26 protein-coding genes are annotated in these 24,732 nt (G+C 70.8%); 10 read left to right on the forward strand and 16 right to left on the reverse strand.

Going from position 1 to position 24,732, the window contains the following annotated elements:
- Positions 1 to 118: 118 nt before the first annotated feature.
- Positions 119 to 442, reverse strand: a complete 324-nt coding sequence (locus ACFWPA_RS00585; RefSeq protein WP_378507284.1) for a hypothetical protein — start codon at positions 440 to 442, stop codon at positions 119 to 121.
- 315 nt (positions 443 to 757) lie between these two features.
- Between ACFWPA_RS00585 and ACFWPA_RS00590 the strand changes: the two genes are divergently transcribed.
- A complete protein-coding gene (locus tag ACFWPA_RS00590; RefSeq protein WP_378507164.1) occupies positions 758 to 1,096 on the forward strand; it encodes an RNA polymerase-binding protein RbpA in 339 nt (112 codons plus the stop codon).
- Positions 1,097 to 1,158: 62 nt separating this feature from the next.
- On the opposite strand, the gene ACFWPA_RS00595 is transcribed toward ACFWPA_RS00590, so the two are convergent.
- From ACFWPA_RS00595 to ACFWPA_RS00615, 5 genes are all read right to left on the reverse strand, one after another.
- Positions 1,159 to 1,935: a polyprenol monophosphomannose synthase gene (locus tag ACFWPA_RS00595; protein WP_378507163.1), complete on the reverse strand. Its 777-nt coding sequence runs from the start codon at positions 1,933 to 1,935 to the stop codon at positions 1,159 to 1,161.
- Positions 1,932 to 3,614 (reverse strand): apolipoprotein N-acyltransferase, encoded by a 1,683-nt coding sequence (lnt, locus tag ACFWPA_RS00600; protein ID WP_378507162.1) that lies wholly within the window; start codon positions 3,612 to 3,614, stop codon positions 1,932 to 1,934. Before lnt ends, ACFWPA_RS00595 begins: the two co-directional genes overlap by 4 nt.
- Entirely contained in the window at positions 3,604 to 5,181 is a 1,578-nt protein-coding gene (locus ACFWPA_RS00605; protein ID WP_378569398.1) for an amidohydrolase, read from the reverse strand. Before ACFWPA_RS00605 ends, lnt begins: the two co-directional genes overlap by 11 nt.
- Before the next feature lie 6 nt (positions 5,182 to 5,187).
- Positions 5,188 to 5,748: an FxsA family protein gene (locus ACFWPA_RS00610; RefSeq protein WP_378507160.1), complete on the reverse strand. Its 561-nt coding sequence runs from the start codon at positions 5,746 to 5,748 to the stop codon at positions 5,188 to 5,190.
- A 187-nt stretch (positions 5,749 to 5,935) separates the two neighbouring features.
- Entirely contained in the window at positions 5,936 to 6,295 is a 360-nt protein-coding gene (locus tag ACFWPA_RS00615) for an Rv2640c family ArsR-like transcriptional regulator (RefSeq protein ID WP_378507159.1), read from the reverse strand.
- 94 nt (positions 6,296 to 6,389) lie between these two features.
- Here ACFWPA_RS00615 and ACFWPA_RS00620 point away from each other — a divergent pair, with 94 nt between their 5' ends.
- A complete protein-coding gene (locus tag ACFWPA_RS00620; RefSeq protein ID WP_378507158.1) occupies positions 6,390 to 6,884 on the forward strand; it encodes an ArsI/CadI family heavy metal resistance metalloenzyme in 495 nt (164 codons plus the stop codon).
- A 49-nt stretch (positions 6,885 to 6,933) separates the two neighbouring features.
- Here ACFWPA_RS00620 and ACFWPA_RS00625 read toward each other — a convergent pair whose 3' ends face one another.
- From ACFWPA_RS00625 to ACFWPA_RS00660, 8 genes are all read right to left on the reverse strand, one after another.
- Positions 6,934 to 7,347, reverse strand: a complete 414-nt coding sequence (locus tag ACFWPA_RS00625; RefSeq protein ID WP_378507157.1) for an arsenate reductase ArsC — start codon at positions 7,345 to 7,347, stop codon at positions 6,934 to 6,936.
- Positions 7,348 to 7,351: 4 nt separating this feature from the next.
- Positions 7,352 to 8,452 carry an ACR3 family arsenite efflux transporter gene (arsB, locus tag ACFWPA_RS00630; RefSeq protein ID WP_378507156.1) on the reverse strand — a complete coding sequence of 367 codons (1,101 nt, stop codon included), beginning with the start codon at positions 8,450 to 8,452 and terminating at the stop codon, positions 7,352 to 7,354.
- A complete protein-coding gene (locus tag ACFWPA_RS00635; protein ID WP_378507155.1) occupies positions 8,449 to 8,838 on the reverse strand; it encodes an ArsR/SmtB family transcription factor in 390 nt (129 codons plus the stop codon). The genes arsB and ACFWPA_RS00635 overlap by 4 nt, the downstream gene beginning before the upstream one ends.
- A 61-nt stretch (positions 8,839 to 8,899) precedes the next feature.
- Positions 8,900 to 9,991 (reverse strand): hypothetical protein, encoded by a 1,092-nt coding sequence (locus ACFWPA_RS00640; protein ID WP_378569400.1) that lies wholly within the window; start codon positions 9,989 to 9,991, stop codon positions 8,900 to 8,902.
- Positions 9,992 to 10,477: 486 nt separating this feature from the next.
- The gene (locus ACFWPA_RS00645; RefSeq protein ID WP_378569521.1) at positions 10,478 to 11,239 is read right to left on the reverse strand and encodes an alpha/beta hydrolase; all 762 of its coding nucleotides are present in this window, start codon (positions 11,237 to 11,239) and stop codon (positions 10,478 to 10,480) included.
- Positions 11,240 to 11,470: 231 nt separating this feature from the next.
- Positions 11,471 to 12,082 carry an AAA family ATPase gene (locus tag ACFWPA_RS00650; RefSeq protein ID WP_378569402.1) on the reverse strand — a complete coding sequence of 204 codons (612 nt, stop codon included), beginning with the start codon at positions 12,080 to 12,082 and terminating at the stop codon, positions 11,471 to 11,473.
- Positions 12,083 to 12,131: 49 nt separating this feature from the next.
- Positions 12,132 to 12,983: a trypsin-like serine protease gene (locus tag ACFWPA_RS00655; RefSeq protein ID WP_378569404.1), complete on the reverse strand. Its 852-nt coding sequence runs from the start codon at positions 12,981 to 12,983 to the stop codon at positions 12,132 to 12,134.
- Positions 12,984 to 13,068: 85 nt separating this feature from the next.
- On the reverse strand, positions 13,069 to 14,154 hold the full coding sequence (locus tag ACFWPA_RS00660; RefSeq protein ID WP_378569406.1) for a heparan-alpha-glucosaminide N-acetyltransferase domain-containing protein: 1,086 nt from the start codon (positions 14,152 to 14,154) through the stop codon (positions 13,069 to 13,071).
- Between the two features lie 100 nt (positions 14,155 to 14,254).
- Between ACFWPA_RS00660 and ACFWPA_RS00665 the strand changes: the two genes are divergently transcribed.
- The 6 genes from ACFWPA_RS00665 (at position 14,255) to ACFWPA_RS00690 (ending at position 19,928) form a co-directional block, all read left to right on the forward strand.
- Positions 14,255 to 14,926: a response regulator transcription factor gene (locus ACFWPA_RS00665; protein ID WP_378507282.1), complete on the forward strand. Its 672-nt coding sequence runs from the start codon at positions 14,255 to 14,257 to the stop codon at positions 14,924 to 14,926.
- 115 nt (positions 14,927 to 15,041) lie between these two features.
- A complete protein-coding gene (locus tag ACFWPA_RS00670; protein ID WP_378569408.1) occupies positions 15,042 to 16,082 on the forward strand; it encodes a sensor histidine kinase in 1,041 nt (346 codons plus the stop codon).
- A 197-nt stretch (positions 16,083 to 16,279) separates the two neighbouring features.
- The gene (locus ACFWPA_RS00675) at positions 16,280 to 17,344 is read left to right on the forward strand and encodes an integrase (RefSeq protein WP_378507281.1); all 1,065 of its coding nucleotides are present in this window, start codon (positions 16,280 to 16,282) and stop codon (positions 17,342 to 17,344) included.
- A 139-nt stretch (positions 17,345 to 17,483) separates the two neighbouring features.
- Entirely contained in the window at positions 17,484 to 17,783 is a 300-nt protein-coding gene (locus ACFWPA_RS00680) for a hypothetical protein (protein WP_378569410.1), read from the forward strand.
- A 37-nt stretch (positions 17,784 to 17,820) separates the two neighbouring features.
- Positions 17,821 to 18,516, forward strand: coding sequence for a response regulator transcription factor (locus ACFWPA_RS00685; protein WP_378507148.1), 696 nt, complete (start codon positions 17,821 to 17,823; stop codon positions 18,514 to 18,516).
- Complete coding sequence (locus ACFWPA_RS00690) at positions 18,513 to 19,928, forward strand: sensor histidine kinase (protein ID WP_378507147.1); 1,416 nt, start codon at positions 18,513 to 18,515, stop codon at positions 19,926 to 19,928. The genes ACFWPA_RS00685 and ACFWPA_RS00690 overlap by 4 nt, the downstream gene beginning before the upstream one ends.
- Here ACFWPA_RS00690 and ACFWPA_RS00695 read toward each other — a convergent pair.
- Positions 19,887 to 20,939, reverse strand: a complete 1,053-nt coding sequence (locus tag ACFWPA_RS00695; protein WP_378569412.1) for an alpha/beta hydrolase — start codon at positions 20,937 to 20,939, stop codon at positions 19,887 to 19,889. The two genes, ACFWPA_RS00690 and ACFWPA_RS00695, sit on opposite strands and share 42 nt — an antisense overlap.
- A gap of 148 nt (positions 20,940 to 21,087) precedes the next feature.
- Here ACFWPA_RS00695 and ACFWPA_RS00700 point away from each other — a divergent pair, with 148 nt between their 5' ends.
- Positions 21,088 to 21,675: a dihydrofolate reductase family protein gene (locus ACFWPA_RS00700; protein WP_378569414.1), complete on the forward strand. Its 588-nt coding sequence runs from the start codon at positions 21,088 to 21,090 to the stop codon at positions 21,673 to 21,675.
- A 13-nt stretch (positions 21,676 to 21,688) separates the two neighbouring features.
- Here the strand turns inward: ACFWPA_RS00700 and ACFWPA_RS00705 are convergent, their stop codons facing one another.
- A complete protein-coding gene (locus ACFWPA_RS00705) occupies positions 21,689 to 23,716 on the reverse strand; it encodes a TerD family protein (RefSeq protein ID WP_378569416.1) in 2,028 nt (675 codons plus the stop codon).
- A 234-nt stretch (positions 23,717 to 23,950) separates the two neighbouring features.
- Between ACFWPA_RS00705 and ACFWPA_RS00710 the strand changes: the two genes are divergently transcribed.
- Positions 23,951 to 24,724 carry a TSUP family transporter gene (locus tag ACFWPA_RS00710; protein ID WP_378507143.1) on the forward strand — a complete coding sequence of 258 codons (774 nt, stop codon included), beginning with the start codon at positions 23,951 to 23,953 and terminating at the stop codon, positions 24,722 to 24,724.
- The last annotated feature ends 8 nt before the right edge of the window (positions 24,725 to 24,732 follow it).

Here is a 24,732-nt window from a genome sequence, read left to right on the forward strand (position 1 = left end):
TAATGGGCGCCGTACACCGCCGCCTGTGTAATTGTTCGTCTGTGGCTTTGTCGAGACCACGGACACCAGCGTTACCCGAACGGGCCCCTGTACAGGGCTTTTACAGGTGACGAAAAGGTCACCGAAGCCGTTCGGCGTTCCGGGCCAACCCGACCAGGGTCGCGCACAGTCGAGCGATCTCCTCCGGATCCGCGCCCTCCGCCGCCGCGGTGGCGACGTCCTCGGCGGCGCAGCGCACCTCGAACATCCGATCCATCGCGGCCTCGGCCTCGGCGGCGGTGAGGATCGTCGAGTCCGGGGCGATCGTCGTGCCCTTCACCGCCGACCGCTGCTCATATGCGCGCTGCCGACAGGACTGCCTGCAGTAGCGGCGCCGACGGCCGACACCGGCGTCGGGAACCTCCCTGCCGCACCACACACATGATTCGAGGCGACGGGAGATGGGCACGCGTCCCACCCTACTCGCGGGTAGGAGGAGGTGCGGACGGTGCCGTCGGCACGTGTCGTCTCGGCAGTTCATGGGGGCTCCTGCGGATGCCGGTGGGGTGGCCTGTCACGGGTCGACACTGCCGCAACCGGACGCTGGCCGGGAGTCACCCTTGGGGTGGGATCCGCCCACCCCACCGGTAGGATGGCGGTTGATTCTGCGCTCAGCGCGGGAACCATTCGGGAGTACGTGTCGTTGTAGTGGAGTGAACGCCCAGGGCCCACCGGCCCAGGCGTGCTCGCGTGACGACCGAGGAGAGGAATCACCACCATGGCAGATCGCGTACTTCGGGGCAGCCGTCTCGGTGCGGTGAGCTACGAGACCGACCGTGATCACGATCTCGCGCCCCGACGGATCGCCCGGTACCGCTGCGACAACGGCGAGGAGTTTGACGTCCCGTTCGCCGACGAGGCCGAAATCCCCGGCACCTGGCTGTGCAAGAACGGGCTGGAGGGCACCCTCCTCGAGGGTGCAGCGCCCGAGGCGAAGAAGGTCAAGCCGCCGCGCACCCACTGGGACATGCTGCTCGAGCGCCGCTCCATCGAGGAGCTGGACGAGCTGCTCAAGGAGCGCCTGGAACTCCTGAAGACCAAGCGCCGCGGCGCGTAGCGGACATCGACGAGAACGGCCCCGGAGGGTGATCCTCCGGGGCCGTTTCTGTCCGCTGCGGCCTACCTGCCGACCAGGGCGCGCAGCTTGCGCCACCGGTTGGTCATGCCCCAGCCGAGGACCTTCGTGAACGCCTCGGTGATGATGTTGCCGGACATCTTCGATTCGCCGAGCTCGCGCTCGGTGAACGTGATCGGCACCTCGACCATCGTGAACCCGGCCTGCAGTGCCCGCCACCCCATGTCGATCTGGAAGCAGTAGCCCGCGGACTCGATGGCGCCGAGGTCGAGGGTCTCGAGGACGGTGCGCCGGTAGGCCCGGTAGCCGCCGGTGATGTCCTTGATCTTCACGCCGAGCGCGAGCTGGGAGTAGATGTTGCCGCCGCGGGAGAGGATCTCGCGGCGCTTGGGCCAGTTGACGACGCTGCCGCCGGGCACGTACCGCGAGCCCGCGACGACGTCGGCGCCCGCGTCGATCTTGTCGAGCAGGCGGTGCAGCTGTTCGGGGGCGTGGCTGCCGTCGGCGTCCATCTCGACGATCACCTGGTAGTCCCGTTCGAGGGCCCACCGGAAGCCGGCGATGTATGCGGCGCCGAGACCGTTCTTCTCGGTGCGGTGCATGACGTGGATGCGCCCGGCGGTGTCGTCGGCGGCGAGCTTGTCGGCGATGTCGCCGGTGCCGTCGGGGCTGCCGTCGTCGGCGACGAGGACATGGGTGCCGGGCAGCGCCGCGTGCAGCCGCCCGATGATCAGTGCGATGTTCTCCCGCTCGTTGTACGTCGGGATGATCACCAGGGTGTGGGAGCTCGGCGTGTCCCCGGTCGGCGTGCCCGCGCTCATTCGATCCTCTCCCCCAGCCGAGGCTGGTTCTTTCCGTGAACATCCACACCGTCAGTTGAGGGTGCGGCCTGCCGCGCCCGCCTCTGCGCTGCGGAGTGCAGCGCGGCGGCGAGCAGGGCCAGGGCGGCGCCGACGCACAGAGCGAACTCCGGGATCGGGCCGAACCGAGTAGCCAGCGTAGTGGAGTCGCGCAGCGGAACCTGCGCCACCAGGGTCGTCGGGGTGAAAAGTGACGAAGATTCCTGCACGGTTCCGTCGGGGCCGACGATCGCGCTGACGCCGGAGGTTGCGGCGACGACAACGGTCCGGCCGTGCTCGACCGCCCGCAGCCGCGACATCGCGAGCTGCTGGTAGGTCATCTCCGTGTCCCCGAACGTGGCGTTGTTGGTGGGGACGGCGATGAGCTGGGCGCCGCCCCGCACGGCCTCGGTCAGGGCCCGGTCGAAGGCGACCTCGTAGCAGGTGGCGACGCCGACCGGGATGGTGGTCGGCTCTCCCGACCCCCGGCCGGTGGTCACCTGCACGACGCCGTCCCCGTCGCCGGGGACGAAGTTGCCCGCGCGGTCGGCGTACTCGGAGAAGTGCCGGAAGAAGTCGCGGTACGGCAGGTACTCGCCGAACGGTTGGATGATCTTCTTGTCGTGTCGGTCGCCGGGGCCGGTGGCGGGGTCCCAGACGATGACCGAGTTGGTGGTGGTGCCGTCGCCGTTGACGAGCACTGTGCCGACGAGGATGGGGGCGCCGACGGCGCGGGCGGCGGCGGTGATCGCGGCGGCGGCATCACGATTGCGGAGGGGGTCGATGTCGGAGGCGTTCTCCGGCCAGATGACGATGTCCGGCCGGGGCACGTCCCCGGCGTCCACGTCGGTGGCGAGGTCGAGTGTCTCGGCGACGTGGTTGTCGAGGACGGCGCGGCGCTGCGCGTTGAAGTCGAGGCCGAGGCGTGGGACGCCGCCCTGGATGGCGGCGACGGTGATCGTGCCGGTGTCGGTGAGGTCGCTGTCCGCGGCGTCCATGCCCGGCAGGGTCGGCGACAGCGCGGCCGCGAGGACCGGGGCGATCAGGGTGAGCGCGGCGGCCGGTGCCCAGCGTCGCGGCGTTCCGGTCAGCCCGGCGACCAGGGCGGCAAGGCCGGTACCGGTCAGCGCGACCGCGAAACTGACCAGCGGCGCCCCACCGATGCTCGCGAGGGACAGCAGCAGGCCCTCGGACTGGCCGAACGCCAGCCGGCCCCAGGGGAATCCGCCGAACGGCACCGATGACCGCAGCCATTCGGTCATCGACCAGGTGCAGGCGATCCACAGCGGCGCGAGCGGCAGCCGTGCGACCGTGACCGCGAGCGCACCGAACAGCCCGACGAACAGCGCCTCGACGGCGGACAGCGCAAGCCACGGCACCGGGCCGACGTACACGCCGATCCACGGCAGCAGGGGCAGCAGGAACCCGAGCCCGGCGAGGTAGCCGTACCCGAACCCGGCCCGCATCCGGCGCGGGCCGCTCCCCCATCCGGTGAGGACGAGGACGAGCAGCCCGATGCCGACCGGGGCCAGGAACCACAGCGGCCGCGGCGGGAAGCTCGCGAACAGCAGCAGCCCGGCGACGACCGCGGCGACGGAATCCCGCAGGATCGGCGCCGCCCGCCGCAGCAGGCCGGGCGCCGCGTCGACGTCAGCGCTCATGGATGGTGACGCCGCGGTGCACGGTGCGCAGGCACACCGGGTTCGGGGCGTCGTCGTCGAGCCGCGGCATCGCGGGCACCCGGGACCGCGGGTCGGTCGACCACCGTTGCACCGTGTCCTTCGCCGCGGTGACGACCAGGTCGCCCGCCTCCCACACCGCGTACGAGGCGGGGGCGCCGGGAACCAGGGTGCCTGCCAGCCCGTCCCGCACGCCGCCGGCCCGCCACGCACCGCGGGTGGCCGCGGCGTACGCGGCACGCGGCGAGATGCCGGCGCCCTCGGTGCGGTGGTGGGCAGCCGCGCGCAGCGAGTCCCACGGGTTCAGCGGCGTGACCGGGGCATCGGAGCCGATCGCGAGCGACACCCCGGCCGCGGCCATCGCCGCGTACGGGTTCATCGCGGCCGCGCGGTCGGCGCCGAGCGCGCGGGCATACATGCCGTCCGGTCCGCCCCACTGGGCGTCGAATCCGGGCTGGACGCTGGCAACGACACCCCACGCGGCGAGCTTCGCGGACTGCTCGGCGTCGATCATCTCGACGTGTTCGAGGCGGTGCCCGCAGGACGCGACCGCGGGCCCGCCGAGTTCGGCGACGACCCGCTCGATGCCCGCGACGGCGGCGGCGACGGCGGCATCGCCGATGACGTGGAATCCGGCCTGGATCCCGGCCTCGGTGCAGGACCGCACGTGCGCGGCGATCGCGTCGACGTCGAGGTGGGCGGTGCCGGTGTGCGGCCGGTCGGCGTACGGCTGCGACAGCCACGCGGTGCGGGAGCCGATCGCGCCGTCGACGAACAGGTCGCCGCCGAGGGCGTGCGCCCCGGTCTCGGCGATCATCGCCCGCGCTTCGTCGGGGCTGGTGACGGCCTGCCCCCAGTAGGCGCGGACCTGCACGCCGTGGTCGGTGGCGAGCAGTTCGGCGAGGTCGGCTCGGCCCGCGATGTCGGGCCCGGCGCATTCATGGACCGCGACGATGCCGTAGGAGGCGGCCCTGTCGAGGGCGGCGGCCCGGGCGGCGGCCCGTTGCCCCGCGGTGAGCAGGTCGCGGGCGGCGGCCCGGACCCGATGGTGCTCGTCCGCGGTGACGGGCGTCTCGCCGGGGACGCGGGCGGCGCTGCGCAGCGGCGTCGAGCAGGCGGCGGAGTGCGCGTCGATCCGGGACAGGTAGACGGCGCGGCCGGGGGCGGCGGCGTCGAGTTCGGCGGTGGTCGGTCCGCGGTCGGCGTCGGGCCAGCCGGTCTCGTCCCAGCCCTGCCCCCAGATGACGGCGTCGTCGTGCTCGGCGGCGTGGGCCCGCAGCAGGTCGAGGCATTCGCGCAGGGACCGGGCGCCCGCCACGTCCAACCCGGTCAGGGTGAGACCGAGGGCGGTGGTGTGGACGTGCGTGTCGACGAAGCCGGGGGCGACGAACGTGCCGTCGAGGTCGACGATCTCCGCGTCCGGGTGCAGGGCCCGCCCGGGCCGGTCCTCACCGACCCAGACGACGGTGCCGTCGGTGACCGCCATGGACGTCGCATCCGGTGCCGACGGGCTGTAGATGCGGCCGCCGACCAACAGTTGGGTACTCACGGGTTCTCAGTGTGCCCGCCCGCCCGTTCCGGGGTGTCGACGGGGATCGGGAAGGACCACCTCGCCCTCGATCGCGAGCGGGTCGGTGATCCGGGTCGGGGTGTCGGCGCCGTGGTCGACCACGACGTCCTCCACGATCACGCCGTCGACGACGGTGGTGCGGCGGGTGCGGGCATACATCCCGGCGCCCGCGGCGCCACCGGCGGTGGCCATCGCGAGCCTGCGCCCCCCGAGCAACACCGCAAGCGGGCGCAGCGCCCACCGCGTCGGCGGCATCAGCATCAGCAGCCCGAGGACGCCCGTGACCAGGCCGGGCACGACAAGCAGCACGGTGCCCGCGGTGACAAGGGCGCCGTCGGCGACCGCGCCGCCGACCGCGGCGGTGTCCTGGCCGGCGTCCCGGAACTGCGCGAGCACCCGGCGGAACTGCGAGCGGACCAGCCACAGGCCGACGGCCCAGATCGCGAGGAACAGCAGAATGGTCCAGCCGACGCCGATGGCGCTGCCGATCCAGACCACCGCCGCGACCTCGACGACGAGGTACAGCACGAACAGCGCGGGGATCATGTCGGTCCTTTCGATGGAAGCGCCCGTCACGGGAGGCTCTCGTCCTGTCAACGTCCGAGGCGCCCGATTTTCTCCCGGGCCGGGGACGGAAGACGTCACACGCGAGTTGGTTGTTTTCCCGTGATTCGGCGCCGGATCGGTGGGGAAACGACCAACTCGCGAGCGGCGGGCGCCGCCGATCCCCCGGTCAGGCGCAGCAGTGCGGGTCGAGGACCAGGCGCAGGGCGTCGAGGGAGTCGGCGCGGGGGCGGTGGAAGACGTTCATGCCGCGCCGCTCGGACTCGACCATGCCTGCCCGCTTGAGCTGGCCGAGGTGGTGGCTGACGGTGGACTCGGCGAGGCCGACGCCTGCGGCGAGGTCGCACGTGCACACCTCGCCGTCGGCGGCGGTCAGCAGGATCGACATCAGCTTGATGCGGACCGGATCGGCGAGCGCCTTGAGGCGCAGTGCCAGGTGCAGGGCGTCGTCGTCGCTGATCGGCGCGGCGGACACCGGTGCGCAGCAGATCGGTGCGCTGACGTCGATGACCGGCAGGGCTTTCGGCATGACGCCGATCCTACCTAGGCTCTTGACTTATGTCGAAAAGGTGGCGCACTCTGTAGTCGGAACACTTCGACATATATAGAAAAGGTAGGCGGTCATGTCACGCGCACAACTCGCACTCAACGTCGACGACCTGCAGGAGGCGGTCACGTTCTACTCGAAACTGTTCGGCACCGCACCCGCGAAGCTGAAGCCCGGGTACGCGAACTTCGCGATCGCCGAGCCCCCGCTCAAACTCGTGCTGCTCGAGAACCCCGGTAAGGGCGGCACGATCAACCACCTCGGGGTGGAGGTCGAATCGTCGGAGCGGGTGCACGCGGAGATCGCGCGGCTGACCGAGGAGGGACTGTTCACCGACGAGGAGATCGGCACCACCTGTTGCTTCGCCACCCAGGACAAGGTGTGGGTCACCGGCCCCGCCGGTGAACGGTGGGAGGTCTACACCGTCCTCGCCGACTCGGACACCTTCGGCACCAGCCCGGCGCATCTCGACGGCCCGCGCGGCGCCGACGGGGGCGTCTGCTGCGGCACCGGCGCGCCCGCGGACGAGCGTGTGGACGAGGACGCGGCGGCAGGACGCGGCTGCTGCTGAACGCCGGCGACCCGCGTCGGCCGCCCCGGGCAGCGGCGGCCGACGCGGGTCAGTCGGTGACCGGCTGCACGGTCAGTTCCGCGACAAGGGCCTCGACCCTGCCCCGGATCGCGTCGCGGATCGGCCGCACCGCCTCGACACCCTGCCCCGCCGGGTCGTCGAGGGTCCAGTCCCGGTAGGACCTGCCGGGGAACACCGGGCAGGTGTCGCCGCACCCCATCGTGATCACCACGTCCGACGCCTCGACGGCGTCGGCGGTCAGGATCTTCGGGTTCTCGGCGGAGATGTCGATGCCGACCTCGGCCATCGCCTGCACGGCGGCCGGGTTGACCCGATCCGCGGGCGCGCTGCCCGCGGACCGGACCTCGATGCGGTCGCCGGCCAGCGCGGCGAGGAAACCGGCGGCCATCTGGGAGCGGCCGGCGTTGTGGACGCAGACGAACAGCACGGACGGTGTTGCCATCGGGTCAGGACTCCTTCACCGGCGCCGCGGCGCCGATCGTCGGTGCCGGTGCAGCGAAGCGCCGACGCAGGGCGAGTGAGACGTACACCAGCGCGACCAGGACGGGCACCTCGATCAGTGGCCCGACCACCCCGGCCAGTGCCTGCCCCGACGTGGCGCCGTAGGTGGCGATCGCGACGGCGATCGCGAGTTCGAAGTTGTTGCCCGCCGCGGTGAACGCGAGGGTGGTGGTGCGCTCGTACCCGAGACCCATCGCCGCGCCGAGCAGGTAGCCACCGCCCCACATGACCGCGAAGTACGCCAGCAGCGGGATCGCGATCCGGACCACGTCCACCGGGTTGGAGGTGATCTGCTCGCCCTGCAGGGCGAACAGGATCACGATCGTGAACAGCAGCCCGTACAGCGCCCACGGCCCGATCCGCGGCAGGAACGTCGACTCGTACCACTCGCGGCCCCTGGCCTTCTCCCCGTAGCGGCGGGTCACGAACCCGGCGAGCAGCGGGATGCCGAGGAAGATCAGCACCGACTTCGCGATCTGCCACGGCGAGGCGTCGATCGTGGTCTGCTCCAGACCCAGCCAGCCGGGCAGGACCGAGAGGTAGAACCAGCCAAGGACCGCGAACATGATCACCTGGAACACCGAGTTGATCGCGACCAGGACGGCCGCGGCCTCGCGGTCCCCGCAGGCGAGGTCGTTCCAGATGATCACCATGGCGATGCAGCGGGCCAGGCCGACGATGATCAGCCCGGTCCGGTACTCGGGCAGGTCCGCGAGGAAGATCCAGGCGAGCGCGAACATCAGGGCCGGGCCGAGGACCCAGTTGAGCGCGAGCGATCCGATCAGGAGCCTGCGGTCGCCGGTGACGGTGTCGAGGCGGTCGTAGCGGACCTTCGCGAGCACCGGGTACATCATGATCAGCAGGCCGAGGGCGATCGGCAGGGAGATGCCGTCGATCTCCACGGCGGACAGGACGTCGCCGAGGCCGGGGATTCCCCTGCCGAGCAGCAGTCCGGCAACCATCGCGACGCCGATCCATACCGGCAGGAACCGGTCCAGGGTCGAGAGCTTGCCAACAACAGCGGGGTGGGCGGCGGTATCGGTCACCGGGATGCCTCCGCGGACCCGCAGGCCGAGCCAGCGACGACGCCGGACTCGGAGGACAGCACGGCCGACAACTGCGCGAGCGCGGACGGGATCACCCGGTAGTACACCCAGGTTCCGCGCCGCTCGCAGTCGAGCAGGCCAGCCTCACGCAGCACCTTCAGGTGGTGGGAGATGGTCGGCTGGGACAGGTCGAACGCGGGCGAGATGTCGCAGACGCAGGCCTCTCCCCTCTCGTGGCTGGCGATCAGGCTCAGCATTCGCAGCCGCACCGGATCCCCGAGTGCCTTGAACATTCGGGCCAAGTCCCCGGCCCAGTCCTCGGTCAGGGGCTCGCTCGTCAGCGGTGAGCAGCAGAGCTCGCCGCCCGAACCATTGTATATCGACATACATCAATATTGACAGACGTCGAATCAGTGTTCAACGTGCGGGTGACCACTACCCCGGGGATCACCCGGCTGCCCGGTCGCGGTCACCGGTCGGTTTCCGCGGAGCGGCGGTCGCTGCGCGAAGGTCAGCCAGCTGCTCGCGGAGCGCGGACTCCGCGGTCCGCGCCTGCCCGGCGTCGACGCGGGACTGCTCGAGTTCGTCGCGGAGCGTGTCGACCCGGTGCCGGGCATCGGCGGCGGCGCCGCGTTCGTGCTCGACGGACTGCTCGAGCCGCGCGATGGTGGTGGCTGCGGCCGCGGCGGCCTTCTCGGCCGCCGACCGCAGCTCGACGATGCGCTGTTCCGACACCGCCGTGACCTGAGCGAGGTGTCGCGCGGCGGTCTCGCCGTCCTCGGCGGCCCGCTGCCGGGCGGTGTCGGCGGCCAGTTCGGCGGTCGCGGCCCGCTGGTGTGCCGCCTCCGTCCGCCCGTCGGACTCGCGCAGCCGGGTGCGCAGCGCCTCGATCTCCGCCGCTGCCGCGGCAAGTCGGGAATCCCGGTCCTCCTCGAGCGCCACGATCTGCTCGGTGGTCTCCCCCAGTTGGATCCGGTGTGCCCGTTCGAGATCGTCGACGACGCTGCGGTGGTCGGTCGTCAGCCGGTCGACCTCGGCCCGGTGGTCGGCCAGCGCCGCGGCCAGTTCGGCATCGACCGCCTCCACCGCGGCGTCCGCATTGGTTCGATCGTCGAGGGCGGTCTCGTGCCGGGCACGCAGGTCCTTCAGTTCGGTCTCGTAGGCCGCCTTCGTCTGCGCGAGTTCGATGCCCGCGCGGTGCAGGGCGCCGTCGATCGCCGCCGGATCGGTCAGCCGGTCGACCGCCGCGGTGATCTGGCGAGCGGCGAGCGTGAACTGGTCGAGCGCGGTGCCGGTGACCGTCCGCAGATCCGTCAGCGTGCGTTCGAGGGACCCGACCACCTCGTCGGGCGCCGCGGACGAGGTGGCGTCGATGTCTCCCTGCTGGTCGCGGGTCTTCTGGCGGGCGCGAAACGCGCGGACCCGGTCGGCGTCGCTGGCGTACTTGCGTGGGCGCCCCGGCCGCGCGCGAGGCGCGCTTCCGTCGGATTCGGGTGCGGATTCGGGTGCGGTGCCATCCTCGATCATGTTGCGTAACATTACATTACATGTTACGTAACATGTGCGGTAATGAAACGCGAGATTCTAATCGTCATAATCCCCCCTTATGGTGAGTTAGAAATCCGGCCCGGATCCGCTCCGAACCAGGCGTGATCCTGCCCTCGACGGGGGTGGCGGGCGACCCTGTGGCCCGCGAAGCCGGGATGCGAAAACTGGGATGGCCGCGGCGCCGGACCGGGAACTGCGGCATCGACACGGAGGACGCCTGTTGACGCGCGTCAACAGGCGGGGTGTTTCGCCGCCCTCGCGGCGGCCCGGCAGGATGGCGTCCTGCGCGAGCGACACTGGACCCCCGGGGGCCTCGGTCAAAACGTCACTGTGACGGCAGATGTCTTGGCAACCGCGTCGTCTCACCCCGGCATCGGCGCACGGTTCAGCGCCGGAAGCCGCGTCCCGCTCCGGCCCTGACCGGCAAAAACGGGGTGGCGGTGCCCGGCACAACGCCGGACACCGCCACCGGTGACGTCAGCTCGCTGCCGGGCCTGCGCCCCGGCCGAGGTGGCGGACGAAGAGCGGCGCCGAGCAAGTGCGTTCGGGGTCGGGCACCTGATGGTGTCCACCCGAGTACGCGTGGAGGGTCTTGTCCGTCGACTCGAAGGCGTCGAACAACGCCACAGCGGCCGCACGGTCGATGCCCTCGGCGTCCCACGGAATCCAGCATTCGACCGGGACCGTGACCTTCCGCCCCGCCTCGATCAGCGCGTCGTCCACGAACACCGCCCCGAGGCTGAGTGCCGCGATCCGGGAGTCGGCCGCCGCCAGCAGCATCCCGGTCACGGCCCCCAGCATGACGCCGCCGTAGCCGACCGGCGCCTCGGAGCCGATCTCCGGCAGTGCCTGCAGGGCGTCGAGGGTCGCCCGCCATTCCGGTACCGCACGCTCGGCGACCGACCGGTTGAAATCGACGACGATCGGCGCGATCGGCTCGGATGCCGCCCGGGCCCGGTGGATCGCGTCGACCCACTGCTGGTCCCGTGCGTTGCGGGGGCGGTCGCCGTGCCCGGGTGCGTCGATGGCGGCGACGGTGAATCCGTGGGTGGTCACGCCGTGGAGTGCGGCGGCCACCAATCCCGGCGCCTTCTTGTGCATGCCGCCGCCGTGCCCCGACAGCAGCAGCGGTGCACCCGCGGTCCCGGCCGCCGGTGACCAGAGCACACCGGTGATGTCGCCGAGGGTGAAGTGTCGTTCGACGACGCCGTCCGCGGTCGTCTCCGACGTGACGTGCAGGTTCTCAGAGGTGAAGTGCATGGTGTTGCCTTTCGGGAGTGCCTCGTTTCGGGCGCTCCCGGCGACACCTACGTCGTTCGCCGAACCGTGAACACGAGTGGGAGCACCCACATGGTTACTGCGGTCATGGGTCTCACCTCCTGGCGTGATGTCACGGTCCCGCGCACGCTATCAACCCCGACGGAGGGGCGTCCACACAATTTCCGAGCGTGCGGGCAGGCGCGGAGGCCCTCACATCCTGATATGGCGGATCCCGACCGCCCCCCGCCGGAGCCGGGAGCGGGCGCCGCTCAGGCGGGCGTGCGCGAGGTCCAGACCGGCGCGGGCCGCGATCTCCTCAACGACGTCGTCGACGGCTCGACCATCGGTCCCGACGTGTTCGTCGAAGCGCTCGGTCGCGAGTGCCCGAACGCAGCGAGGAATCTGGCGCATCGCCCAGGTGTCCTGGCGCCCGGTGGCACGGCCAAGCCAGTAGTCTCCGCGCGCCCGCAGCCTGCGGCGGAGGGTGTCCGGTGCAGCGACGAGGGCGAAGTGCCTGACCTCGACGTTCCTGTCGGAGAGTCCGGCCATGATCTCGTCGAAGTAGTCCGGATGCACGAGGGTCATCGGAACGAGGACGGGTCCGTCGTGGGCGGCCACCGCGTCGGCGAGCGTCTCGATCACCGCCGATCTCCACTGGGGTCGGTCCTGGAAGTCGCCCCGCGCCCCAGCGGGCAGCATCTTGTGGATCGCGAACCCGATGAGCTCGGGGTCGGCGACCAGCGAGTTCGGCAGGCGGCGATGCAGCTCGAACGCAGTCTGTGTCTTGCCCGCACCGAACGCACCGTTGATCCAGATGAGCATCGTGCCGAGTGTAGCGATACGCGTGTCGGGACAATCGACGCTGCGCCGGCTACCCCGCGTCGGACTTGCCGCGCCCGCGCAGGACCACGACCGACGCGCCGATCGCCACCAGCACGCCGCCACCACCGCCGACCAGCCAGGCCGCGTTGAGGTCACCGCGACCGGGCGTGCCCGCATCGGCGCCCTGCCCGCCGCCGCTGATGGTCTCCATCACCCAGTCGTATTGCTCGGCGACGACCGCATACGCGGCGACGTCGGACATCCCGTCCTTGTCGTCCCCCAGGGAGGCCGACAGCGTGCCGACCACCTTTCCGTCCACGAACAGCGGGCCGCCGGAATCACCCGGCTGCGTCTTTCCGCCGTTGTGGGTGTCGACGTTGATCATCTGCTTGCCCTCGAACAGCGACATGTCCAAGAGTTCCGTGATCTCCCCCTCCGCGACCGGTAGCTTCGTTGTCTTGCCGCTGCCGTCCGGCGACCAGCCGTACAGCCGTGCGGCACCCAACCCGGGCACCGTGTCCGACACCGTCGGGTAGCTGGCCAACCCCATGTCCTCGACGGTGTGCAGCAGCGCGATGTCCCCCGCAGGGGCGGCCTCCCAGTGATCCACCTGCACCCGGCGCTGCTGGTCGCCCTGGCCCAACCGGACGCTGCCGCCCGGGGTCGGGAAGGGCTCGATGCAGTGCCGGGCGGTGAGCACCCAGTGCGGCGCGATCGCGGTGCCGGTGCAGTCGCCGTCGAGCGAACCGGTGTCGGCGATCTGCGCGGACACCACCGCAGCGGACTCGGCGTTGTCCGCGGCGAAGGTGTCGCTGTGCAGGGCGTGCGCCGTTCCCGCCGGCCCCATCGCCGCGAGCGCGAACCCGGCGGCACCGGCGGCGAACATACGGGAGGTGAACATGTTGATCCTTTCCATGGGCCGCGCATTCGGCGCGGCCACGAGTCCGTAGCGGAATGTGATTGCGAGGGCGGATGTCGGTGGCGCGCTACCCGCGCGCGAGTGCGGGGCGTGGCGGCAACGTGCGGTCGGCGGCGCGCGCGCAGCAGCGCGCCATCACCCACTCGCACGGCCCCTGCCGGAACCAGAGCGACAGCAGGGTCGAACCGGCAAGCGCCGCCACGATGGTGGTCCACCCCAGCACCGGCAGCGATGCGGGTGCGCTCGGGGTCGAGAACGGTCCGGCGGAGACGAGGTGGGCCACGTACACCGTGAGCGACATCGAGCCCATCGCCTGCAGCGGCCGCGTCCAGCTCACCGGCCCGCGGCACACCAGCAGGCACAGCGCCAGCGCCGCGAGCGCCCCGGCGGCGACGGTGACGGTATCGAGCAGTCCCCCGCTGTGCGGGGCTGGGTCGACGAGGGCAACGCCGATGAGCCCGTTGCGATCCCGGGCGGCCCGCGTGGCCTCGTAGTCGATCGCACCGTTGCGCAGTGCCGCACCGGCGATCGCGATGGCGGCGCCGACGACGAGCGTCCACACCTGCGCCGCGGTGGAACCGAGAAGCTGGCGGTACGTCAGGATGCCGGCCACGGTCAGCGCCGCCCACACGGTCACCGGGTACGGCGGCAGCAGAGGGACGGGCAGCGCCGTGACACTGGCCACCGCGTGGAGGACGGCCGAGGCCGCGACCAGCCACGCCGCAAGCACCGCAAGCGTTCTGGTGCGCCACCGCGGCGCGCAGGCCAGCGCGATGTAGCAGATGCCGATGGTCTGCAGCACCACGAAGATCGTGCCCGACACCGGGGCCACCAGTTGTTGGAGCGCGATCAACAGCACGCCGCGAACCATCAGGGCGTGGCGGCTGCCTGCGAGTTCGTCACCACCCGAACGGATGCCGCGGTCGGCCATGATCGCCAGCGAGACACCCGACAGCACGGCGAACAGTGCCGACGGGAATCCGAGGAATAGCCGCCCCCACGCGCCCTCCGGCGGCATGAGATGGGACACGATCATGCCGATGAGGGCGAGGGCGCGCGCAACATCGACGGCCACGATGCGCGCGCGACCGCCGCCGCCGGCTGTCGGCGGTGACTGTGCCGCGGCGGCGGCGAACGACTGGGTATCGAGCATGGGCACAACGCTACGAACGGCGGTGTTGTCATAGTGTTAAAGGACGTCCGCTGCGACCAGCAGCCGCCGGGCTGGGCGGCCACCGTATCGAGGAGTCACCATTCGCGTCCTGGTTGTCGAAGACGAGCCCTATCTGGCGCAGGCGATCGCCACCGGCCTGCGACGTGTGTCGATGGCGGTGGACGTCAGCGGCGACGGCGCCGAGGCCCTCGACCTGATCGCGTTGACCGACTACGACGTCGTGGTGTTGGATCGCGACCTGCCGACGGTGCACGGTGACGACGTCTGCAGGCACATCGCCGCCACCCACCCGGAGGTCCGTGTCCTGATGCTGACCGCCGCGCACGCGCTGGCCGAACGTGTCGAGGGTTTCGAGATCGGTGCCGACGACTATCTGGTGAAGCCGTTCGAGTTTCCCGAGCTGGTGGTGCGCCTGCGCGCGTTGGAGCGGCGCAGCCAGCCCGCGCGGGCACCCATTCTGGACGCCAACGGGGTGCGCCTGGATCCGCTGCGGCACGAGGTGTGGCGCGATGGTGAGCCGGTGCGGCTGAGCCGCAAAGAGTTTGCGGTGCTGCACACCCTGATGAAGGCCGCCGGTGACGTGCTGTCGGCGGAGACCCTGCTGGCGAAGGCGTGGGACGCGAACGCCGATCCGTTCACGGCGTCGCCGCGGGTCACCATCTCCCATTTGCGCAAGCGGCTCGGCAAACCGTGGGTGATTCAGACGGTGGTCGGCGTTGGCTACCGTTTCGGGGCGGCAGAGGAGGACTGACGCCGTGCATGTCCATGGTTTCGCCGCGGCCGCGCCGCAGACGCCGATCGGCCGGGCCCGCCGGTTGACCATTCGCGCCCGGCTCACCCTCACCTATGCCGCTCTGGTGACGGCCGTGGGCGCGGCGCTGATCGCGATCGTCTACCTATTCATGTACGTCATGTCGGTCAACTTTCGGTTGGCGGTGCCGGCGACCCCCGACGGCGTTCTCGAGGTGGATGTCCCGCTCACGGCGATGACGAACTTCCTGGACACCATGCTCGTCACCTCGATCGTCACGCTGGCCATCCTGGCCTTGGCCTCCGCGGCCGTTGGCTGGTACGTGGCGGGGCGGATGCTCGCTCCGCTGGCCGCGTTGAACGCGGCCGCGACCCGCGCCGCCGCCGGCGATCTGAGCCAGCAGCTCGCGCTGAGCGGCCCGCGTGACGAGCTACGCGACCTGGCCGATACGTTCGATCGGATGCTGACCGCTCTCGCCGAGTCGATGGACTCGCACCGCCGTTTCGCGGCGAACGCGTCGCACGAGCTGCGCACGCCGCTCGCCGCGACACAGACGATGATCGACGTTGCGCTCGCGGACCCGCGGGCCACCGCGGCGGAACTGCGGACGCTCGCCGAACGCATCCGGGACATCAATCGGACGAACGCCGACACCGTGACCGCGCTGCTCGAGTTGGCCAAGTCGCAGTCCGGTCTGCTGACACGCGAGGAGGTCGATGTGACCGCCCTCGTGCGCGACAGCCTGACGGTGGTTGCGCCCGAGGCCGCCGCGGTAGGGGTTGCCCTACCGCCGCCCCCGTCGCAGCCTGCGACGGTGAACGGCGACCGGGTGCTGCTGCGGCAGGCCGTGATCAATCTGCTCCGCAACGGGATTCGGCACAACAGGCCCGGCGGTGCCGTGCAACTGGGGTGCGAGGTCGATGCGGCGGCGGTACGCATCCTGGTGCGCAATGACGGCCCACCGGTGCCGGCCGAGCTGCTGGCAACGCTGACCGAGCCGTTCGTGCGCGGCAGCGGCCGCGCCCGCACGAACGACCGCGGCCACGGGCTGGGGCTGGCGCTCGTGGCGGCGGTGGCCAGGGCGCACGCCGGCGAGTTGACCCTCACCGCGAATCCCGGCGGTGGCTTGACCGCGCTGTTGCAGGTGCCGCGCTAGCCTGCGCCCTGACCCGCCCCGCCGCGGCGGACGCACGCGCCGCCACGATGTCCCCGGCGGACCGTATCGTCACGGAGGTGGCAACCGCGGCGGGACCGGAGAAGAGGAACGAGATGGGCGATGTCGGTGAGTGGCCCGCGCGGGCGGGCGCCCTGCCCGCCCCGGTGACCCCGGTCCCCGAGGACGTCGCGGCGGCGATGCACCGGCTCCGGTTCGAGTCGGTGTCCGCGAACACCCGCGCCGCGCAGATCAGCGACTGGACGATCTTCACCCGCTGGTGCGAGCGGGTCGGGCAGCGGCCGCTCCCGGCCACCCCGGACCTGCTCGGGTGGTTCCTCACCGAGAAGTCGGCGGAGGTGCGTCCGGACGGGCGTCCCGCATACGCGCCGTCGACGATGACGCGGTGGGTGGCATCGATCAACACGATCCACTCGCTGGCCGGGCACCCCAAGCCGGGGCAGGCCGCGGCCGTCCGCGAGATCCTGCGCGGCATCGCCCGCACCCGGGCAACGCCACCCGCACGACGGGAACCGCTGCTGACCGACGACGTTCGGGTGATCGTCGAACAGATGCGCACCCGGGCCTCGGCGGCGGCGTGGCCGGATCGGGTTGCCGAACGCCGGGATTCGGCGTTGCTGCTGATCGGGTTGACCGGGGCGATGCGACGCTCCGAACTCGCCGGACTGCTGGTGTCCGACGCCCGACCGCACCGCGCAGACGGGCTTTACGTGACGATCCGCCGGTCGAAGACCGACCAGGCCGCGGCCGGGCGCACCGTGACCCTCCCCTACGGGGCCTCGCCGGTGACCTGCCCGGTCTGCGCGTACTGGCGGTGGCGGGAGGTCGTCGACGCCTGGGACGGCGGGGGCAGGCCCGCGGTCGCGGCGCTGCTGTCCGGCCCGGAGGACGGGCACCCCGAGCACCGGTGCCGGGGGGTCTCCGGATCCCCGGACTCGGAGCCGCGGCCGCTGTTCCGGCGGGTGCACCGCACCGGCGGGCTCGGCGCCACCGCGCTGTCGGGGCAGGCGATCGCGTCGATGATCCAACGCCGCGCCAGGCAGGCGGGCTACGCGGAGGAGTTTGTCGCGATGCTCGGCGGGCACAGCCTGCGGGCCGGGTTCGTCACCCAGGCCGTCCGCAATGCGGCCTCCGCCGAGCAGATCATGACGCAGAGCGGGCACACCGACCAGCGGATGATCGCCCTCTACTCCCGGCAACACGCCGGCCTGCACGGCAACGCGGTCACCGCGCTCGGCCTCTGACCGGCCGCCGCCCGACTCTCACGGAGTTCTCATTCGCCGGCAATCAATCCCCCACGCTCTCCCCCTAGCCTTGAGGGCATAGAGGTTCCGGGAATCGAATCCCACTGGGAACCAGGATGTTTCGAGGATGGGAGATGTCATGTCGAGCATTCGGAGGGCTGGTCGGGAGCGGCGATGCATCACAACGACGACCGCCGAGCTGCGCAGCAGGGGCCTCGCCGTGATCGTCGCCGCCGAGCCGCAGTGCGGTGAGGTCCTCGTCACCGAACCCGGCCGCGGATGGATGGCGTCCGTCCTTCCCGGCGCAACGCCCGCCGACGAGGCCGATGTCCTGCTGTTCGCGACCGAACCGGCACAGCAGTGGACCGAGGACTACCGAGCCTGGGCCGCCGCGATGGAGTCCCTGCTGAGCCGGGGAGCGGCGGGCGAGGCGGCATGACCCGGCGGCAACCGGCGTCACCCGGCAAGATGAGGGAGTGGTCGCTGTCCACCGGGTACTGATCGTCGAGGACGACACCGACGTCCTGACCGCGCTGCGGCGCGGTCTCGAACTGTCTGGGTTCGAGACCGTCACCGCGGAGGACGGGGCGGCCGCCCTGCGTGCCGTCAACGAGCACGATCCGGACCTGATCGTGCTGGACCTGAGCCTGCCCGTCCTCGACGGCGTGGGGGTGGTGACCGCCCTGCGGGCGTTGAACAACGACGTGCCGGTATGCGTGCTGTCCGCGCGGAGCGCGGTCGGCGACCGGATCGCGGGCCTCGAGGCGGGCGCGGACGACTACATGGTGAAACCGTACGAGTTCGGTGAACTGGTCGCGCGGATCCGCGCCCTGCTGCGCCGCAGGCCTGATCCGACCGCGCAGACGCAGGCCGGGACGGTCCGCGTCGGACCGGTCACCGTCGACCTGCCCGGCCGCCGCGTCGGTGTCGCCGGCCGGGCGGTGCACCTGACCAAGCGGGAGTTCGACCTGCTCTCGGCGTTCGCCGAGAACCGCGGCATCGTGCTCACCCGCGAGGGGCTGCTCGAATCGGTGTGGGGGTACGACTTCGAGACGGAGACGAACGTGGTGGACGTGTTCGTCAGCTACCTGCGACGCAAGCTGGAGGCCGACGGCGCACCCCGGGTGCTGCACACCGTTCGCGGCGTCGGCTTCGTCCTCCGGGACCCATGACCACGCCGCGGGCGGGGACCGGGCGCCGGGGGCCGGTGTCGCTGCGGGCGCGGGTGACCGCGGCGGCGGCGCTCGGGACCGCGGTGGTCGTGCTGCTGCTCGGCGCGGTCGCCTGGATCGGGATCGAACGGCAGGTCACCGCGCAGCTCGACGCGAAACTCGACTCCGTCGCCCAGGTGACGGCCGCCAACCTGACCAGCCTGCGCGTGCTGCAGGGCCCGCTGCCGCTGCCCCCGGACTATGCGGGGACGGTGCGCGCGGGCGGGATCGTGCTGTCGACGACCGCCGCGACCCTCCCCCCGTCCCCCGAAGGCTGGAGCGACGCCACCGTGGACGGGACGCCGTATCGGGTGCGGACCGTCGTGGTGATCAGCGGGCTGGACGCGACGATCTCGGTCGGCGCGCCGACCGAGCCTGCCCGGGCGACGATCACCGGTCTGCACCGGTGGACGGTGGCGATCGGTGTCGCGGCGGTTCTCGTTGCCGCCGGGCTCGGGTGGCTGTTCGCCGGGGTCGCGGTCGCGCCGCTGCGCAGGCTCGCCGAACAGACCCGGAGGCTCGGTGCCGACCCCGCGGCGCCGCCGCCGCAGGGGTCGGGGGCGCGGGAAGCGGAAGAGCTGGCCGCGGCGCTGCGGCAGCTGCTCGCCGCCAACGCGGACGAGCGGGCCCGCACCGCGTCGGCTCTGGAGACGGCCCGCGACTTCGCGGCCGCGTCCGCGCACGAACTGCGCACCCCGCTGACCGCGATGCGCACGAACCTCGAGGTCGCGACGACGATGGACCTGCCAGCGGACACCCGCGACGAGATTCTGGCCGACACGCTGCGCACCCAGCGGCGCGCGGAGGGCACCCTCGGCGCGCTGGAACGGCTCGCGGCCGGTGACCTGACGTCGGGAGCCGACTTCGAGCCGGTCGATCTGGCCGAACTGTTGGACCGCGCCGCGCAGGACGCGGGCCGCGCCCACCCGGGGGTCGACATCCGGCTCGATGTGCCGTCCGCGCTCGCGGTCGTCGGGCTGCCCGCCGGGCTGCGGCTCGCGGTGGACAACGCCGTCACCAATGCGGTCCGGCACGGTGGGGCCCGGGTGATCGAGATCGGTGCCAGGGACGGGTGGGACGCGGTGTACATCGCGGTGACCGACGACGGTGCTGGGGTGCCCGTGGGCGAGCGCGAGGCGCTGTTCGAGCGGTTTCGGCGCGGCAGCGGCGCGGCGCCAGCCGGATCGGGTCTCGGTCTGGCGTTGATCCGTCAGCAGGCCCAGTTGCACGGGGGCACCGCATGGTTCGAGGACAGTCCGCTCGGCGGTGTCCGGTTGGTGCTTCGGCTGCCCCGCCCGCCCGCGGGATCCGGACGCCGCGCCGAGGCCGGGTCACCCGCCCGAATGCAACGCCGCCAACAGCATCGGCAGTGAACGGTGCAGTTCCCGTTCCCAGTACGGCGGGCTGTGCGTTCCCGCCGTGAAATGGGTGACCGGCTCGGCGCCAAGCGCCCGCAGCCGATCCGCAACGGCGCGACTGCTCTCGTGCATCACCGCCTCGGTCAGGTCCACCACGCCGGGCGGGAACTCCGCGGCCAACCGGTCGAGCTCGGGAAACAGCGTTTCCGCTGCCGTGCCGGGCGGGTCCAGATCGCCGACGGTGCCGTCACCGCTGGACAGATACACCGGCAGCCCGGTCAGCGCCTCGGCAAGGTGGTAGACGTCGTTCGCCTCCCACACCGCGCGGTCGCGCACCGGATCACCCCAGAGGCCGCGGTCGTCGACGCCGACGAACCGGGCCGCGGCCAGCACCACCTCGGCACGCCGCAGCGGGGCCAACCATCCGCTGTAGCTCGCGGCGGCCCGGAACATCCCCGGCCGCTGCGCCGCATACACCAGCGCACCGTATCCGCCCTGCGACAGGCCGGCGATCACCCGGTCCTGTCCGGTCCCGTAGTCGCGTTCGAGCAGCGGGACCAACTCGTCGAGATGGAATGACCGCACCGCGGGCGGCCCGCCGCGCCCCTGGTTGTACCGGTCGCTGTAGAAACCGAACATCGGCATGCCCGGCACCACCACCAGGACGTCCCGCAGTTCCGGAAGGGTCGCGATGTTGCTGTCGCTGGTCCAGCTCAGGTGATCGCCGTCGCCACCGGGCAGCAGGTAAAGCACCGGCCAGGTGCGGCCGGGCGCCCGTTCACCCCACCCGTCCGGGGTGAGCAGGCGGACCTGGGCCGGGCCGCCGAGCGCGGGCGAGTCGACGGTGAGGTCGACCACCCGATCACCGATCTGCTGTTGCTCGGTCACCGCGGCACCCGACGCACCCGCGGCGGGCGTCGGTGCAGGGTGTCCGGTGTCCGTCCCGCACCCGGCCACCAGTGATGCCGTCAGCAGCAGGCCGGCCAGGCCTGCTCCGAGCTTGTTTCCGCGTTGTCGATCAACCATGCCTCGACGCTAGGGAAGTTGGCCCGTCCCCACATCGGGGCCAACCCTGATCTGTCCCCGGATCTGCGCACCCGTTTCGCGCGGCCGATGAGTTCCACGGTCGGGGACGGTCGGTACGGAGGTCAGCACACACAGAAGGAGGTCCACGATGGGCAAGGTGTTCAGTCACATGACGATGTCACTCGACGGGTTCGTCGCGAACCCGGACGACGAGGTCGGGGAACTGTTCGAGTGGTACGAGGGCGGCGAGGTGACCGTGCCGAACCCGAACGAGACCGTCTCGTTTCGGGTCGACGATGCGGGCGCTCAGGCGCTGCGCGAGTTGACCGAGAACTGCGGAGCACTCGTCGCGGGCCGACGCCTGTTCGACATCGCGCACGGCTGGGGCGGCACCCACCCGGCGGGCGCCCCGGTCGTGGTGGTCACCCATCGTGCGCCGGAGGACGCTGCAACGGCCTGGCCGACAACGACCTTCGTTGACGGTGTCGCCGCCGCGGTCGCCCGTGCCAGGGAGATCGCGGGCGACAGGGACGTGACCATCGCGAGCGCCGCGATCACGCAGCAGGCACTCGACCTCGGCCTGGTAGACGAGGTGTGCGTCAGCATCGTTCCGGTGCTGTTCGGCGAGGGCATCCCCTATTTCGCGGCCCTGGCCCGCGGCCATCAACTCCTGGAGGATCCGTTCGTGATTCAGGGGCGCCGCGCCCTGCACCTGCGGTACCCCGTGCGCCGCTAGGTGTCCTGACGGCCTACGAGGGTTGTTCGTCGGCCGCCTCGGGAGCCGCAGGCTGGGTTTGCTTCGGTGCGGCGGGCACCCACTCGCGCAGCTTCTGGACCACCCCTCCATAGAAGGCGTCGGTCGATGAAGTGACGCTCGTGACGAAGTTCGCCGCGGTTCCCGAGCGCCGCCCACTCATCGGGAAGGTCTGTTCGAGACTGAAAGACACGATGTCGCCGGACCGATTGTCGGTCAGAACCTTCGGATTCCCGCGCACCACATCCAGGTATTCGCATGTCTCGTTGCCGCGTTCGGAGAACACCGCTTCGACCTGGACATCGCCGGGAACGTCCTTCAACTGCTTCAGAAGCCACGCCACCCTGCGGCTCGACGTTCCTTCATTCGGGGCGTCCACCGTGGTGCGGCAGCGGATCTTGCTGGTACGGACATCCGCGATCACGGTGAGATCGCCAGCGGTCTCGGGGATTCGGAGCACGGCCTCGAATACTCCATCGCCCGCCAACCGATCCACGACAGACGCGTTTCGTGCCGCAGGATCGTTGTTGTATCGACGAGCAACGATGTGCTTGACGGTGACACCGAGTTCAGCGGTCATCCGCAGGGCGAGGTGCCGCGACAGGGCCACCCACGACTCGGCCACCGTCAGCGCCTTCTGATCGCCTGAGCGGAGGGTTCCTGCCGTCACCGCGTCACGGATGGTGACCCAGTGACGACCCATGTCGACGAACTCGGTCGCACCGGACCGAGGGTGATCGAGATACCGGAGGAACTCGCTCAAAATCCAGGCATGGAGTGCATTATCGATGTCTCCGTGTGAGAGGAGCATCCGTGCCTCGTGCGCCACTTCGGCCCACGACAGATGTCGGAGGGCGACCTTGGCCAGCTTGCGCCGGTCGACCTCGACGGGGAGTTCTCCGGCACTGGCAGGGACGTCATTCGACAGGCTGACGACCACGTCGTACTTCTTCCTGCGGGCCACGTCGAGGTAGCTTTCAAGCTGCTCTCGTTTGAGCTTGCCGTTGCCGGTTTTGACCTCGAGCAGCCCGGTCCATTGACGGGATCCGCGGGCGACCTTGAGGACGGCGTCGGGGATCACTTTCGTCTCCCCCCGTTCGTACTGAACCTCGACGTAGCCTTCGAAATTGCCAGCAGGCGCGCCCATCCGTGCACACAGTGCGCGCGCGAAGGGACGCACTGCCTGCATGGTGGCAATCAAGGCCGATGTCGCGCGGCGTTCCTGCTCCTCCCCGGCGCCGACTCCGATGACCGAGAACAGCCGCGCAGGCTGCCAGGTGTCGTGCTCGGCAAGCGTGAACTCGATCGGTTTCGACTTCTTCACCACCCGCTTCGCGGTCCGCACGCCGCGCCGGCTCGCTTTCGCCGATCGGTCCGTGGTGGGTGTGGGCGGATCCTGCGGGACCCGGCCGGAGGAACCGCTACCTGCCGACGCGGGTTCCGCGTCGGCAGAGTCGGTTTCGAGGGCGTCAGTGGGGTGAGGGTCCGCGTCGTCGTCGATGTCCACGCCGAAATCCGCGGCGAGTCCGGGCAGCCCCGATTCCCAGCCCTGGCCGACCGCCCGCACCTTCCACTCAGTGCCACGTCGATACACCTCGCCGAAGACGAATGCGGACTCGGTGGTGGCGTCGGCCGTGACGTACTCCGCGAGCGAGTGTCCCGTTCCGTCGACCAGTCGGAGGGTGAGTTTGCCGAGGTCACCGAAGCTTCCGGTGCCGACGCTACCGACGAGTGCCACGGTGCACACGTCATCGGCAATGGCGGGCAGATCGATCGCGATGCGGGCCTGAGCGCCGTCCTCGGTCGCACCCGTGCCGAGGAACCTGATCGACCCGTCGGCGGATTCCGGCTGGTTGTAGAAGACGAAATCGTCATCCGACCGAACCTTGCCATCTGTGTTGAGCAGCAACGCCGACGCATCCACGTCGATCTCCGACTCGGTCCAGCCGATGACCACGTCGACCTGCACCACGTCGGTCGGGAGGGGCAAGTTCTGCCCCTTGGACAGCATCGGAATCGTCATCGGACACCTTTGTTTGACTTGGAGACGTAGTCGCATGCACGGCCGACCACGGCTGCGGCGACCGGCGCGTCAGACGGCATCCTAGTTGGGTACGGACCCCGGTCATGACCTGTCCTTCAGGTGAACGACACAGGCGGACAGGCGAAAACGACTTCTTCGGCCGCTCCCGGACGGCCCGAACATGAAGACGAGGCCGACACCCGCGGGGCAATACGTCTGCCATGTGGTTGGGTCATGTTCGTGGTGTGGACCGACTGGGGTGTCCTGATGGCTGCCGCGCTCGCGGCGGGCTGGGTGGACGCCGTGGTCGGGGGCGGAGGGCTGATCCTGCTGCCGGTGATCCTGCTGACGATGCCGCAGATGTCGCCGCAGGAAGCGTTGGCCACCAACAAGTTGACCGCCGTCAACGGCACCGCCGCCGCCGTCGTCACCTTCGCGCGGAAGGTTCGCCTCGAATGGCGGCTGATGGTGCCTGCCGCACTGCTCGCCGCGGCGCTGTCCGCGGCGGGGGCGGCGACCGTGTCCCTGATCGACAAGGACCTGTTCATCCCGATCATCATGGGGTTGCTGATCGCGGTGGCGGTGTTCGTCACCGTACGCCCGACCGTGGGCACCACCCTCGCCCGGCACCGGCCGTCCCGGCCGAGGATCGTCACCACCGTCCTCGTCGCCGCGGGCGCTCTCGGCTTCTACGACGGACTGTTCGGCCCCGGGACCGGCACGTTCCTGATCATCACGTTCGCGGTGCTGCTCGGCACCGAATTCGTGCGCAGCGCCGCGATGGCGAAGGTGATCAACCTCGGCTCGAATGTCGGTGCGCTCGCCTACTTCGCGGCCACCGGCCACGTGTGGTGGGCGCTCGGCCTTGCGATGGCGGTGTGCAACGTGATCGGTGCGGTCCTCGGTGCCCGCACCGCGCTGGCGCGGGGCGCGGGGTTCATCCGGATCGTGCTGCTCGTCGTCGTGGTGGTGATGGTGGTCCGGCTCGGGTGGCAGCAGTTCGGGTGAGAGTTCGG

The sequence above is a fragment of the Rhodococcus sp. NPDC058505 genome, from assembly GCF_042720095.1.
Classification (GTDB): Bacteria; Actinomycetota; Actinomycetes; order Mycobacteriales; family Mycobacteriaceae; genus Rhodococcus_G.